The 13,384-nt window shown below is 68.8% G+C and carries 14 protein-coding genes and 1 tRNA gene; 2 read left to right on the top strand and 13 right to left on the bottom strand.

The window, feature by feature from the left end:
* Window positions 1–68 precede the first annotated feature (68 nt).
* Window positions 69–407 carry a YkgJ family cysteine cluster protein gene (locus LQ772_RS03810; RefSeq protein WP_231324148.1) on the top strand — a complete coding sequence of 113 codons (339 nt, stop codon included), beginning with the start codon at window positions 69–71 and terminating at the stop codon, window positions 405–407.
* 45 nt (window positions 408–452) lie between these two features.
* On the opposite strand, the gene LQ772_RS03805 is transcribed toward LQ772_RS03810, so the two are convergent.
* From LQ772_RS03805 to egtB, 4 genes are all read right to left on the bottom strand, one after another.
* Window positions 453–1,166, bottom strand: coding sequence for a pseudouridine synthase (locus LQ772_RS03805; RefSeq protein WP_231324147.1), 714 nt, complete (start codon window positions 1,164–1,166; stop codon window positions 453–455).
* A complete protein-coding gene (locus LQ772_RS03800) occupies window positions 1,163–2,218 on the bottom strand; it encodes a class I SAM-dependent methyltransferase (RefSeq protein WP_231324146.1) in 1,056 nt (351 codons plus the stop codon). The genes LQ772_RS03805 and LQ772_RS03800 overlap by 4 nt, the downstream gene beginning before the upstream one ends.
* A gap of 118 nt (window positions 2,219–2,336) precedes the next feature.
* Window positions 2,337–3,323 (bottom strand): L-histidine N(alpha)-methyltransferase, encoded by a 987-nt coding sequence (egtD, locus tag LQ772_RS03795; RefSeq protein ID WP_231324145.1) that lies wholly within the window; start codon window positions 3,321–3,323, stop codon window positions 2,337–2,339.
* A gap of 22 nt (window positions 3,324–3,345) precedes the next feature.
* Window positions 3,346–4,590, bottom strand: coding sequence for an ergothioneine biosynthesis protein EgtB (gene egtB / locus LQ772_RS03790; protein WP_231324144.1), 1,245 nt, complete (start codon window positions 4,588–4,590; stop codon window positions 3,346–3,348).
* Window positions 4,591–4,822: 232 nt separating this feature from the next.
* On the opposite strand from egtB, the gene LQ772_RS03785 reads away from it, so the two are divergent.
* Entirely contained in the window at window positions 4,823–5,248 is a 426-nt protein-coding gene (locus LQ772_RS03785; protein WP_231324143.1) for a DUF6491 family protein, read from the top strand.
* A gap of 59 nt (window positions 5,249–5,307) precedes the next feature.
* Here LQ772_RS03785 and LQ772_RS03780 read toward each other — a convergent pair whose 3' ends face one another.
* The 9 genes from LQ772_RS03780 to LQ772_RS03740 all read right to left on the bottom strand — a co-directional run bounded on the left by LQ772_RS03780 (window position 5,308) and on the right by LQ772_RS03740 (window position 13,373).
* A complete protein-coding gene (locus LQ772_RS03780) occupies window positions 5,308–5,739 on the bottom strand; it encodes a hypothetical protein (RefSeq protein ID WP_231324142.1) in 432 nt (143 codons plus the stop codon).
* Window positions 5,740–5,871: 132 nt separating this feature from the next.
* Window positions 5,872–6,963 carry a redox-regulated ATPase YchF gene (gene ychF / locus LQ772_RS03775; RefSeq protein WP_231324141.1) on the bottom strand — a complete coding sequence of 364 codons (1,092 nt, stop codon included), beginning with the start codon at window positions 6,961–6,963 and terminating at the stop codon, window positions 5,872–5,874.
* 84 nt (window positions 6,964–7,047) lie between these two features.
* Complete coding sequence (gene pth / locus LQ772_RS03770) at window positions 7,048–7,638, bottom strand: aminoacyl-tRNA hydrolase (protein WP_231324140.1); 591 nt, start codon at window positions 7,636–7,638, stop codon at window positions 7,048–7,050.
* Between the two features lie 49 nt (window positions 7,639–7,687).
* Window positions 7,688–8,338, bottom strand: a complete 651-nt coding sequence (locus LQ772_RS03765) for a 50S ribosomal protein L25/general stress protein Ctc (protein ID WP_231324139.1) — start codon at window positions 8,336–8,338, stop codon at window positions 7,688–7,690.
* A gap of 140 nt (window positions 8,339–8,478) precedes the next feature.
* Window positions 8,479–9,417, bottom strand: coding sequence for a ribose-phosphate diphosphokinase (locus LQ772_RS03760; protein WP_231325888.1), 939 nt, complete (start codon window positions 9,415–9,417; stop codon window positions 8,479–8,481).
* A gap of 48 nt (window positions 9,418–9,465) precedes the next feature.
* Window positions 9,466–9,542: transfer RNA gene (locus LQ772_RS03755), tRNA-Gln, on the bottom strand.
* A gap of 45 nt (window positions 9,543–9,587) precedes the next feature.
* Window positions 9,588–10,994, bottom strand: coding sequence for a 4-(cytidine 5'-diphospho)-2-C-methyl-D-erythritol kinase (ispE, locus tag LQ772_RS03750; protein WP_231324138.1), 1,407 nt, complete (start codon window positions 10,992–10,994; stop codon window positions 9,588–9,590).
* 4 nt (window positions 10,995–10,998) lie between these two features.
* Window positions 10,999–11,628: a lipoprotein insertase outer membrane protein LolB gene (lolB, locus tag LQ772_RS03745; protein WP_231324137.1), complete on the bottom strand. Its 630-nt coding sequence runs from the start codon at window positions 11,626–11,628 to the stop codon at window positions 10,999–11,001.
* Window positions 11,625–13,373 (bottom strand): tetratricopeptide repeat protein, encoded by a 1,749-nt coding sequence (locus LQ772_RS03740; RefSeq protein WP_231324136.1) that lies wholly within the window; start codon window positions 13,371–13,373, stop codon window positions 11,625–11,627. The genes lolB and LQ772_RS03740 overlap by 4 nt, the downstream gene beginning before the upstream one ends.
* Between the last annotated feature and the right edge of the window lie 11 nt (window positions 13,374–13,384).

The following is a 13,384-nucleotide window of genomic DNA, read 5'->3' as shown; positions in this document are numbered from 1 at the left end:
TCGCGCAGTGTGCGTTCGCCAACACGAATGTTTAGCGCACGGGATCGCCCGAGGCCCCATACTGACGCGTGAACGACGACTTCGAAGACGATCGCTACGCCACGAGCGTGGACCCTTCCGTGCAATGCACGGCCTGCGATGCGGTGTGCTGCCGGCTGACCGTGGTTTTGATGCCCGAGGACGACGTGCCCGACTGGCTGGTCACGCGCGACGATCACGGACTTGCGACGCTCGCCAAGGGCGAGGACGGCTGGTGCGCGGCGGTCGATCCGAATACCTCGCGCTGCACGATCTACGAGCAACGCCCGTCGATCTGCCGCAAGTACGCCATGGGCAGTCCCGGTTGCCGGGACGAGCGGCGCAAATGGTATGGCCCGTCCGTGCCCACGCCGGTGAAGCTCCTGTAGAAGCTCCTGCCGTTGGGTCCGCAACGCATGCGGGCCCAACTGGTCCTACGGAAGCGACGGCGGCTCGAAAGCCTCGGCGATCTCCTCCGCCGCCAGCGCGCGCCACGCACCCGGCGCCAGGCCGTCGAGCGTCAGCCGGCCGATCGCCACACGCTCGAGCGCGTCCACGTGGTTGCCCACGGCGGCGAACATGCGCCGCACCTGGTGATAGCGCCCCTCGGTGACTGTCAGCCTGGCGCGGCGCGGCCCGAGCGGCTGCAGCTGTGCCGGGGCGAGCGGCGTGGTTTCCGATTCCAGCATCAGCGTGCCGCTGGCGAACACCTCCCCCTCGTCGCCACGCAGGTCGCGGGCAAGCGTGGCCTCGTAAACCTTGGCGACGCTGGCCTTGGGCGAAATGATCCGGTGCAGCAGCGCGCCATCGTCGGTGAGCAGCAACAGCCCGGACGTGTCGCGGTCGAGCCGCCCGACGGTAGACAGCGCCGGATCGCGGCGCCGCCAGCGCGGCGGCAGCAGGTCGTAGACCAGCCGGCCGGCGTCCTTGCGCGAGCAGGTGTAGCCGGTCGGCTTGTGCATCAGCAGTACCAGCCCGGCCGGAGGGTCCAGCGGTTCGCCGTCGATGCGGATGTCCGCGTGTTCGGCCCGGTCGTCGGTGTAGAGCACCTCGCCCGCCGGATCGGTAACGCGCCCTTCCCGGAACAGCTGCATCACTTCCTTGCGGCTGCCGTAGCCGAGGTTGGCAATGAGGCGCACCAGCTTCATGCACGCACCGCCTCGATCACCTTGAAGCCCTCCTGCATGGCCACCGTGCGCACGTGGGCGAAGCGTGTAGCCAGCGTGGCCTCGTACGGCAGGTGCCGGTTGGCGACCATCCACAGTCGACCGTGCGGAAGCAGCGCATCGGCAGCCGCGTCGATGAAGGCACGGCCGAGCCCGGGCAGGTCCGCGCGCCCCTGGTGGAACGGCGGATTGGTCACGATCGCATCGTAGCGATGCAGCAGGCCGGTGGTGACATCGTGCCAGTGCACCTCCGCATCCACTTGTCGCCCGCTCGCAGCGATCGCCTCGGCGAGGTTGATGCGGGCCGGTTCCAGTGCACGGGCTTCGGCTTCGTACAGATCCATGGCGGTGACGCCAGGGCAGCGCGCGATCACCTGCGCCGCGAGATACCCATAGCCCGCACCGAGATCGGCGACACGGCCGTGTAGGTCGTTCGGCAGCTGTGCCGCAAGCAGCGCCGAGGCCGCGTCGATGCGATCCCAGGCAAACAGCCCGGGGCGGCTGAGATAACCACCGGCGATCCGGCGTGGCACGTCGAACGCTTCCCATTCGGCCAGCCGTGCGGCATCCACCGCCTCGCCGGCGCTCGCCCAGAACACCCGGCACTTGTGCTTGGACAGGCTGTGCACCGCGCCGAACAGCCGCACGGCATCCGCTTCGGCCGATTTCGCGCCCTCGGCATTGGGCACCGCCATCAGCACGACGCCACCGGGCTGCAGGTGTCGTGCCGCACGGGCGAACAGGGCGCGGGCCTCGTCGCGCTGACGCGGCGGCAGCACGAGGACCAGCGCGAACCGGTCGTCCTGCGCCGGCTCGCCGACGGTCATGCCCGCCCGGCGAAGCTCGTCGGCAAAGGGCCCGAAACTCTGCGCGCAAAGCCAGGCCGGGGTGGCGAACGCGCGTAACGGCAAACCCTCGCGGGCACGCAGGAAAAGCACCCGGCCGTCGTCGGGCAGGCGCAACTCGCCGCTGGCAATGGGCAGGAACAGGGCGTCCAGCTGGGGCGCGGGTGCGGTGGCGACGGTGGCTGCCATCGGATTCGGGCTGACGGATGGGAGCGCGATTCTACGCGTTGACGCCAGGCGGCAACGCGGCCATCGGCACGAGTAGCCGCAAGAGCGTGGCGGGCTGGCCCACCTATGGTTGGTCTGCCTAGCGTGCGACCGAGCCGGCGCGCACCAGATACTGCACGCTGAACATCCCTTCGGGGTCCAGCCACACACGCAGCACCTCCAGCCCGGCCTTGCCCGCAAGCGTGGCGAAATCCTCCAGCGAATACTTGCAGCTGACTTCCACCCGGATCGCCTCGTCCTTGCCGAAGGCGATCTGGCTGCGGCCCACCCGCGCTTTCTGCTCGCGCTGGCTGACCAGGCTGGTTTCGATGCGGCCGGCCAACGCGTTGTAGTGCGCGCGGTGGCGAAATGCGCCCAGGTCGAAATCGCTGCCCAGCTCGCGGTTCAGGCGCGCGAGCATGTTGAGGGTGAATTCCGCCGTGACGCCGGCGGCGTCGTTGTAGGCCGCCTCGATCAGCGACGTGTCTTTCTTCAGGTCCGCACCGATCAGGATGCCGCCGTTCTCGCCCATCTCCGTGCGCATCTTGCGCAACAGGGCGATCGCCTCGCGCGTGTCGAAGTTGCCGATGGTCGAGCCGGGAAAATAGACGACCGTGCGTCGCGGCGCGCGCGGCGGGATCGGCAGGCGCAGCGGACGGGTGAAGTCGGCGCAGAGCGGTTGCACCGGGAGCTGCGGAAAGTGTTCGCCCAGGCGCCGCACGCTCTGCAGCAACGGTTCGGGCGAGATCTCCACCGGAACGTAGCTCACCGGCGCGGCCATGTGCTCGAGCAGCAGGCGCGTCTTGGTCGCGCTGCCACTGCCGTACTCGACCAACCGCACCTCCATGCCCAGCGTGTCGGCGATGCTGGCGGCGTGCTCGCGCATCAGGGCGGTCTCGCAGCGGGTCAGGTAGTACTCCGGCTGCTCGCAGATGCGCTCGAACAGCGCCGAACCCTGCGCGTCGTAGAACAGCCACGAGGGCAGGCGCTTGGGCTGCGCACGCAGCCCGCGGCGGACGGTCTCCAGCAGCCCACCGGCGGGCGGGGTCCGTCCGTCGGCGGGCATGTCCAGGGCACGGATGTTCATCGGGGCAATGCTCCTTGAGATCTTATCGGTCCTTGGCCAGGCGCAGTCCGGCGAACTGCCAGCGCGCCTGCGGGGGGAAGAAGTTGCGGTAGCTCGCGCGCACGTGGCCGGCTGGGGTGGCGCACGAACCGCCACGCAGCACCCACTGGCCGCACATGAACTTGCCGTTGTATTCGCCGAGCGCGCCCGGCAGGGGGCGGAAACCGGGATAGGCCACGTAGGGCGATGCGGTCCACTCCCAGGCGTCGCCGTACATCTGCGCCAGGCCCGTGCCGCCGGTCGGTTGCGGAAGCCGTGGCACGCCATCGAGCAGATTGCCCTGGACCGGCAGCGTTGCGGCCGCGGCCTCCCATTCGGCTTCCGTAGGCAGTCGCGCGCCAGCCCAGCGGGCGAACGCATCGGCTTCGTAGTAGCTCAGGTGGCAGACCGGTGCGCCCGGGTCCAGTGCCTGCACGCCGGCCAGCGAGAACGCGCTCGCCAGGTCCGGCCGCCAGTAGATCGGCCGCTGCCATCCTTCGTTCTGCACGGTGGCCCAACCATCGGACAGCCACAACGACGGCTCGCGATAGCCGCCGTCATGCACGAACGCGGCGTACTCCTCGTTGGTGACCAGGCGGTTGGCCAGCGCATGCGACGCCAGCAGGGTTCGGTGCCGCGGGGTTTCGTTGTCGAAGGCGAAGTCGTCGCCGGCATGGCCGATCGCGACCACGCCTTCCTGTCCTGGCAGGAACTGCAGGGAAACCGGGGCCATGGACGCGGGCGGCGCCGCCTGCAGGTACGACGGCAGCAGCGGGTTGCACCAGAACGCATGGAGGATGTCGGTGAGCAGCAATTCCTGGTGCTGCTGTTCATGTTGCAGACCGAGCTCGATGATCGCGGTCGGCGCATTCTCGTCCTCGCGCAACAACATCGCGCCCAGGGCCTCGTCGACGTGGCGGCGATACGCCAGCACTTCGTCCAGCGAAGGCCGCGACAGCAGGCCTCGTTGCGGCCGCGCGTGCATCGGGCCGACGCTCTGGTAGTAGGAATTGAACAGGTAATGCCAGGCCGGGTCGCGCGGGCGGTAATGCGGATCACGCCCGAGCACGAACTGCTCGAAGAACCATGTGGTGTGGGCCAGGTGCCACTTCGCCGGGCTGGCGTCGGGCATCGACTGCACCATCATGTCTTCGGCCGTGAGGCCCGCGCAGAGCTGCAGGGTCTGTTGGCGGACCCGCCGGTAGCGCTGCGCGAGAGTGTCGCCGGCGAGGGGGCTCAGCTGCGTCATGGCCTGCTCCATCGTGGATCGGACTCGCGGTGTGCGTGGGCGTTGCCGGTGCCGCGGTACCGCGGAGCGGATCGAACCGTAGGCATCTTCCAAGCATGGCGCAACCCCCGTTCAATACGTGTGATCGGCCGATGGCAAGTTCCTGACACGGCAATGCTGGCGCCGGCGATGCCGGCGCGCGATGCTGGAGGGGCCTGCTCCCCATGTGTCTTTCCCCTCGCGAGGTGATGCCATGAAACGCCCGCCCGTCCTGCTGTTGCTCGCCACCGCAAACTGCGCCGCATTTGCCGCCGGCGCGCCCGGCAAGGCGTTGCCCTATGCGCAATGCATCCAGACCGACAAGATCAACGAGTGGCACGTCGTGGATGCGCGCACCGCGCTGGTGCGCACTGGCCCGTACCGCTACGTGGTGCACCTGGCCGCCGACTGCCCACGCCTGGGGATCGGCGCACCGGGCTTCCTGCTGCGTGCGAGCGAGTCGGGCAAATCCGTCGGCGACGGCCGCATCTGCGGGCAGGTCGGCGAAACGGTCAGTGGCCGCGACCAGCCGGCCTGCGCGATCTCCTCGGTGGAGATGGTCGACAAGGCGAAATTCGAGCAGATGCGCCAGCACGCGGCGCGCCATGGCAGCGTGGCCGAATTGCCACCTGCCGGATGATGCCTTGGGCAAAAAAAGGCCCGGCATGGCCGGGCCCTTTTTGTTCAACTAACGGCTTGTCAGTCGCCGTCGCCGTCATAACCCACGTAACGGGTGGATGGCGCCTGGTCCACGTAAACGGTGCGCGTCTCCACCACGCGGCGGGTGACGACCGGTTCCTCGTAGACCACCCGCACCGGGCGGCGATAGACCGGACGCTCGTAAACCACCGCACGCGGCGGCGGATTGAGCGCATCGTCCACCAGGCCGATCACGGCGCCGGCGACGATCGCCCCGGCCACCCATCGACCGCCGCTCCAGTGGCCACGGTCGTAGCGGTCACGGTCGTGCCAGCCGCCGCGGTCATGCCACCCGCGATCGTAATGGCCGCGGCCGTGCCAGCCTCGGTCGTGCCAGTCGTGCGCCGATGCGCCCATCGGCAGCGCTGCGGTCGACGCCAGCAGCAGGGTCGCCATCGCCAGCGCGGGTTTGGCCAGCCAATGCGTGCTCATGCAGATGCCTCCAATCGGGCGACGTTGCCCTTCAAGGCGATGCTCCGGCTGGCGGGCTTAATCGGCACTTAAGCGCGCAGCGCGCGCGGTTCGCGGGAGCGCCCTTGGCTGCTCCCGCACAAGTAGCCGGACTCAGACGTTGAACAGGAAGTGCAGCACGTCGCCATCCTTGACGACGTAGTCCTTGCCTTCCTTGCGCAGACGGCCGGCCGAGGCGGCGCCGGCTTCGCCTTTGTACTGGATGAAGTCGTCGTAGGAGACGGTCTCGGCGCGGATGAAGCCGCGCTCGAAGTCGGTGTGGATCACGCCGGCGGCCTGCGGCGCGGTGGCGCCCTTCTTCACCGTCCAGGCGCGCACTTCCTTCACGCCCGCGGTGAAGTAGGTCTGCAGGTTGAGCAGCTTGTAGCCCGCGCGGATCACGCGGTTGAGGCCCGGCTCGTCCAGGCCGAGGTCCTTGAGGAATTCGTCGCGGTCGGCGTCTTCGAGCTGGGCCATTTCCTCCTCGATCGCCGCGCACACCGGCACCACCTCGGCGCCCTCGGTGGCGGCGCGGGCGCGCACGGCGTCCAGGTGCGGATTGTTCTCGAAACCGTCCTCGCGCACGTTGGCGATGTACATCAGCGGCTTGAGGGTGAGCAGGAAGAGATCGCGCACCAGCGCCTTCTCCTCTTCGTCCAGGCCGATGCTGCGGGCGGACTTGCCTTCGTTGAGCGCGGCGGCGAGCTTGGCCAGCACAGGCTTCTTCGCCAGCGCCTCCTTGTCGTTGGCCTTGGCCGCGCGTTCGGCGCGGTTGAGCGCCTTCTCGACCGAATCCAGGTCGGCCAGCGCGAGTTCGGTGTCGATCGTCTCGATGTCGGCGATCGGGTCTACCTTCCCGGCCACGTGCACGATATCGCCGTGCTCGAAACAGCGCACCACGTGGGCGATCGCATCGACCTCGCGGATGTGCGCCAGGAACTTGTTGCCCAGGCCCTCACCCTTCGACGCGCCAGCGACCAGGCCGGCGATGTCGACGAACTCGACCGCGGTCGGCACCACCTTCTGCGGATTGACGATCGCCGAGAGCGCGTTGAGGCGCTCATCGGGTACCGGCACCACGCCTACGTTCGGCTCGATCGTGCAGAACGGGAAGTTGGCGGCGGCGATGCCGGCCTTGGTCAGCGCATTGAACAGGGTGGACTTGCCGACGTTGGGCAGGCCGACGATGCCGCATTTGATGCCCATGGTGGGACTCCGGAAAACTGATGTGGGAAACCTGGAGGCGGGGTCGGAAAACCGGAAGGCGCGACGGGCGCGCTCACGCTCCGGCTAGCCGTTCCCTGCCCCCGCGGTGTGCAGTTGTTGCATCGCCTTGTCGAACTGCCCGCCGACCGCCAGTGGAAGCACGTCGAGCGCGCGGGCGATGCCATCGAGGATCGCATCCTCGTCCTGCGCGGATGGCTTGCCGAGTACCCAGGGCGTGACCTTGTCCTTGTGGCCCGGATGGCCAATGCCGATGCGCAGGCGGTGGAACTTGCCGTGGCCCAGATGGTGGATCGTGTCGCGCAGGCCGTTCTGGCCGCCGTGGCCGCCGTCGAACTTCATCCGCACGGTGCCGGCCGGCAGATCCAGTTCGTCGTGTGCGACCAGGCACTCGTCGGGCTGGATCTTGTAGTAGCGCAGCGCGGAGGTGACCGCGATGCCGCTCTTGTTCATGAAAGTGGACGGCTTGAGCAGCCACACGCCCTCGCCGCCGATGCGCACGCGGCAGGCCTCGCCGTGCAGCTTGCCGTCGAAGGCAAAACGCTCGCCCTGGCCGGAAGCCAACGCGTCCACAAACCAGAACCCGGCATTGTGCCGGGTCCTGAGGTATTCGGCGCCGGGGTTGCCCAGGCCGACGATGAGCTTGAGTCCAGCCATGCCTTAAGCCGATGGCCGGGCCTCCCGCGGACGGGAGGCCCGGACAGGCTTACTTCTTCTCGGCAGGCTTGGCTTCGCCTTCCGGCGCCGCAGCGGCTTCGGCGGCCGGCTCGGCTTCTTCCTTCACCGTGTTGGCGGTGACCACGGCAATGTCGTGGTCCGCGCCCAGGTTCAGCGCCGGCAGGCTCACGCCCTTGGGCAGCTTGATCTGCGACAGGTGGACGATGTCGCCCGGCTTCAGGTCGGCCAGGTCGAGTTCGATGAACTCCGGCAGGTTCGCCGGCAGGCACGACACTTCCACTTCGGTCAGGTTGTGCGAGATCACCACGCCGGAGGTCTTGCCGGCCGGGGACTTCTCCTGGTTGAGGAAGTGCAGCGGCACGTTCACGCGGACCGCTTCGTTCTCGTTCACGCGCAGGAAGTCCATGTGCAGCATCTGCTGCTTGAACGGATGCTTCTGCCAGTCGCGCACCAGCACCTTCTGCACCTTGCCGTCGACGTTCAGGTCGAGGATCGAGGAGAAGAACCACTCGTTCTTGGCGGCAAGCAGGATGGTGTTGTGCTCGATCTGGATGCTCTGCGGCGGCTGGGTGCCACCGTAGACGACGGCAGGCACCATCGCCGCGTGACGCAGGCGGCGGCTCGCACCTTTCCCCTCGTCACTGCGGTTCTGCGCCTTGATTTCATGAATCTGGGCCATGTTCGTTTACTACCTTGGTTGTGTTTTGTTCGCCTCGCGGCGGACGAGCGACTTCCCCGCGACCAGGAAAGTCCGTTGCTTCCACGCAGCATCTTGCCGCGACAATCAGGCCCGCCCATCCCGGGCGGACTTTCCGCTTTTCAATCCACGTACAGCGAACTCACCGACTCGCCGAAGGCGATGCGGCGGATCGTCTCGGCCAGCAGCTCGGCGACCGAGAGCTGGCGGATCTTGGCGCAAGCCTGCGCCTCGGGGCGCAGCGGCAACGTGTTGGTGACCACCAGCTGGTCGAGCTGGGAGTTCTCGATGTTGCCGATCGCGGCCCCCGAGAGCACCGGGTGCACGCAGTAGGCGACGACCTTTCGCGCGCCGCGCTCCTTCAGTGCCGCGGCGGCCGCGCACAGGGTTCCGGCGGTGTCGACGATGTCGTCGACCAGCACGCAGGTCTTGCCGTCGACCTCGCCGATGATGTTCATCACGGTGGCGACGTTGGCCTTCGGGCGGCGCTTGTCGATGATCGCCAGGTCGGCGTCGTCCAGCCGCTTGGCGATCGCACGGGCGCGCACCACGCCCCCGACGTCGGGGCTGACCACGATCAGGTCGTCCATCGAGTGGTTGCGCCAGATGTCCGCCAGCAGGATCGGCGAGGCGTAGACGTTGTCCACCGGGACGTCGAAGAAGCCCTGGATCTGGTCGGCGTGCAGGTCGACCGTCAGCACGCGGTCGACGCCGGCGGTACCGATCAAGGTGGCGACCATCTTGGCGGTGATCGGCACGCGCGCCGAGCGCGGACGGCGATCCTGGCGGGCGTAGCCGAAGTACGGCATCACTGCGGTAACGGTGGCGGCCGAGGCGCGCTTGAGCGCGTCGACCAGGGCGAGCATCTCGATCAGGTTCTCCGCACTCGGCGCGCCGGTCGGCTGCAACACGAACACTTCCTGCTTGCGGACGTTCTCCTCGATCTCGATCTGCACCTCGCCGTCGCTGAACTTGCCGACCAGGGCCTTGCCCAGCGGCACGCCAAGCCGTTGCGCGACGTCCTCGGCGAGGGTGCGGTGGGCATTGCCGGTGAAGAGCATCGGGGTGGACGTGTCCACGGTGTTTCCTCGAAGAAAGCCATTCGTGAATGGCTGGGGCGGCAGGATTCGAACCTGCGCATGCGGGAATCAAAATCCCGTGCCTTAACCAGCTTGGCGACGCCCCAGTGTTTCGTTTGGCGGGCCGTCGTCCTGACTGCCCGTCGTTTGTTTCAAGCCCGCAAAGGCTGCCCCGGCGATGCGACCCGCGCGCGGTGGCGCGCCAAGGCGCGATGCAAGGGCGAAACCTCCACCCCCGCGGCCAGTTGCGCCGCGAACGCCGGAGGACGCTGCCGCACCACCTTTCGCGCCTGCGCGAGCGAGGCGGTTTCCAGGAACACGCAACCGCCGCTGCCGGAAAGCCGGGCGCGACCGAAGCGCGAGAGCCAGTCCAGCGCCGCGGCCACCCTGGGGTGTCGCGCGCGCACGACCGGCTCGAACGCGTTTTCCGCCGTTTCGCCGGAAGCAAAGGACGAAATTGTCGCCGGCGGTGCATTTCGTGTCAATTCAGACGCTTGAAACAGGGCCGCGGTAGGCACGTGTTCGCCCGGATCGAGCACCACGTACCAGCGTCGCGGCAGCGCCACGGGGGTGAGTCGCTCGCCCACCCCCTCGGCCCAGGCCGAGCGGCCGCGCACGAACACCGGCACATCGGCGCCCAACCGGTGCGCCAGGCGTGCCAGCGCGTCCTCGTCCAGGCCGCAGCCCCACAGGTGGTTGAGCGAAACCAGTGCGGTGGCCGCATCGGAACTGCCACCGCCGAGGCCGCCGCCCATCGGGATGCGCTTGTCCACGGCGATCTCGGCGCCCAGCGCCACGCCGGCTTCCGCCTGCAGCAGGCGGGCGGCACGCACCACCAGGTCGGCGTCCGACGGCACGCCAGGCACGTCGTTCACGCGCACGATCGCGCTGTCGCGACGCACCCGCACGCGCAGTTCGTCGCCCCAGTCGAGCAGGCGGAAGACGGTCTGCAGGTCGTGGTAGCCGTCCGCACGGCGACCGACGATGCGCAGGAACAGGTTGAGCTTGGCCGGCGCGGGCCAGGCGGTCCACTCCTCGCGATCGGGCGCGCCAAGCGGGCGCGACATGAAGACGCGCAAGGCATCGGGGAAACCGTTCTCGCGATCCCGCTCGCGGGCTCGGGCGAAGGACGGATCGGCCTTGTCGACCGTTGCGAAGCCGTGCTTCGCATAGAACGGCGCATTCCACGGCACGTCCGCCAGCGTACCCAGGTCGACGCGCGCAAACCCGGCCGCCCGTGCCCAGGCGCAGGCGTGTTCGAGCAGTGCGGCGCCGATCCCGCGGCGACCGTGCGAGGGCAACACGTCGATCTCGGCGACTTCGACGGCGCCCTCGGCCGTGCCGTCCTGCAGCCACACGAAGCCGACCGGCGCGCCCTCCTCCAGCGCGACCCAGACCAGGCCACGCGTCACCGCCACTTCCAGCAATTCCGGCGGAATCGCCATGGCCGCGTACGCATGCCACGCGCGATGACCGCGGAACAGTTCCACCGCCGCGCGCTCGATCGCGCACAACGCGGGCACCTGCGCCGACACGGCGCGTGCGAGGGTCACCGCCATGGCGTCAGCGCCTGCAATCGGCGCAGGGCGCCGGGCCGAGCCGGAAGCTGTCGATCGACAGCTTGACCTTGTAGGGCGGACGGCTGGCGAACACTTTCTGCGGCAAGGGCGGCTGGTGGGCCTGGTCCCAGGCGCGGTAGTCCACCGTCCAGCCATCCTGGGTGAGCAGGGACGGCAGGTCGTGTTCGCCGAAGCGCAATTCCGCGGGTGCGCCGGCCGCGCGCAGGCCCAGCACCCAGGCGCGCAGGTCGTCCAGCGGCACCTCCCAGCCCAGCGCCTTGCGCATCAGCGCCTCTGCGTCAGTGCCGCGCAGCGGACCGCCTTCGATGCCTTCCAGCAGCGCGCCGCCAGGACCGCCACTGAGGCGGAAACTCTTGCCGGTGATCGGCGCGCGCAGCTCGAAGTCGTAGCGCTCGCCGTCCTGCATCCAGCGCAGGCTGCCGCTGCCGCCATCGTGGCCATCGGAAACGGCAAGATTGCCTTCCAGCGTCCACTGGTGGACGTGCGCCAGTTGCCCTTCCCGCGCGGCCTGCGCGGCGAGGGCGGCCTCGTCGGCCGGCTTGCGCACCGGCACCGGCGCGCAGGCGGCCAGCAGCAGGCCGGCTGCCGCGACCGGAAAGAGGAGGCGCCTCATGGCTCCAGGCGCCGCAGGGTGTCGCGCAGGTTGGCGTTGCGCGGATCGATCTTGCGTACCTGGTCGAACACGTGCTTCGCGTCCTGGCGCTTGCCCAGCTTCCACAGCACCTCGCCCAGGTGGACGCCCACGTCGGCGTCCTTCGCGGCGCTCCAGGCTTGGCGCAGCGCGCGCGCTGCCTCGTCGAGGTGGCCCAGGCGGTACTGCAGCCAACCCCAGGAATCGGCGATCGCCGGGTCATGCGGCTTGGCTGCACGAGCCGACTCGATAAGCTGCTTGGCTTCGGGCAGGTCGCGGCCGGCATCGGCCAGCGTGTAGCCCAGCGCGTTGCTGGCGTCGATATCGTCCGGCTTGAGCTTGAGCAGGTGGCGGAAGTCGGCCACCGCGTGGTCGATGTTGCCCGCCTCCGCATAGGCCAGGCCGCGGCCGTACAGCAGGCCGGGATCGTCCGGCAGCACCTGCAGCGCGTGGTCGTACGCCTTTGCTGCCTGTGCGTAATGCCCCTCGCGCATGTACAGCTCGGCGTCGGCCTGCCAGGCACGGCGCAATTCCTCGGGCTGGTCGAGGTAGGCGGTTTCCAGTTGTTCCATCAGCGCATGCGCGTCGTCCACCTTGCCTTGCGTGTGCAGGATCACCGCGCTGCGCAGGTCGGCGTCGAACGCGTGCGGATCGTCGTCGCCGACCTGGTCATACCAGTCCAGCGCCTCGTCATTGCGGTCCTGCATCTCGGCCAGCTGGCCGAGCAGGAAGGCGCTGCTTTCACGAACCCCGGCGGGCGCCTGCTTGAGGTCGCGGTAAAGCCTGGCCAGCGCCGTCTTGTCGTGCGCCTGCGCGGCCAGTCCGGCGCGCAGGGCGTAGGTTTCGGCGCTTTGCGGGCCCTTGTCGAGCAGCTTTGCAGCGGCCTGGTAATCGCCGCCCTGGCTGAGCAGGCTGGCGTAGGTCAGGCGAAGGCGCACATTGTCCGGCGAACGGGCCAGCGCCTGCTTGAGCAGTCCGGTGGCCGCTTTCTTGTCGCCGGCCTTGAACTTCATCTGCGCCGCCCAGGCGTAGGTTTCGGTGTCGTGGAAACGGGCCACCGCGGCATCGGCGATCTGCATGGCGTACTTGGGCCTGCCGAGCTTGTCGCCCAGCTCGCTCATCGCCAGCCAGGCCTGTGGATCGGCCGGCAGGCGGTTGGGGGTAGCCAAGGTTTCGAGCAACTGGGCTGCCTGCGCCGGGTCGCGCGCGCCGACCAGGGCGCGGCCGAAACGACGCCAGGCATGCGGATCGCCGCTGCCGACCAGGCGCTCCAGTTGTTCGCGCGCGCCGGCGGTGTCGCCGGTGGCCAGGGCCAGTTCGGCGCGCGCCTGGGCCAGGTCGGCAGTGCCGGCGCCGAGCGCCTGCCAGCGGTCGATCGCCTGCTGCGTGGCTTGGGTGTCGCGCACCGCAAGGGCCAGCTCCACCGCCCGCTGGGCGACCTTGGGATCGTCCGACAGCGCCATGGCCTGGGCGTAGCGGGCCGACGCACCCTTGAGGTCGTTGCGCGTCAGCGCCATTTCACCGGCCAGCAGCTGCGCGAGCAGGTCATGCTGCTCGTCCGGCGTGACGACGGTGAGCCGGTCCAGCGGCTGCCTGGAAGCGGGCGCTGGAGCCTTGCCGCCGGGCAGGCTGGCGCAGCCGGCCAGGCCCAGCGCGAAGCCGGCCATGCCCGCAAAATGCCGCAGTTGCTTGAACTTGCCCTTCACGCTCAGCACACTAGTCCTCATCCCATCGTCCG

The sequence above is a fragment of the Frateuria edaphi genome (assembly GCF_021117405.1).
GTDB classification, from domain to species: domain Bacteria; phylum Pseudomonadota; class Gammaproteobacteria; order Xanthomonadales; family Rhodanobacteraceae; genus Frateuria_A; species Frateuria_A edaphi.
The sequence above is the reverse complement of the archived record's forward strand: the minus strand, read 5'-3'. Positions and strand labels throughout refer to the sequence as shown.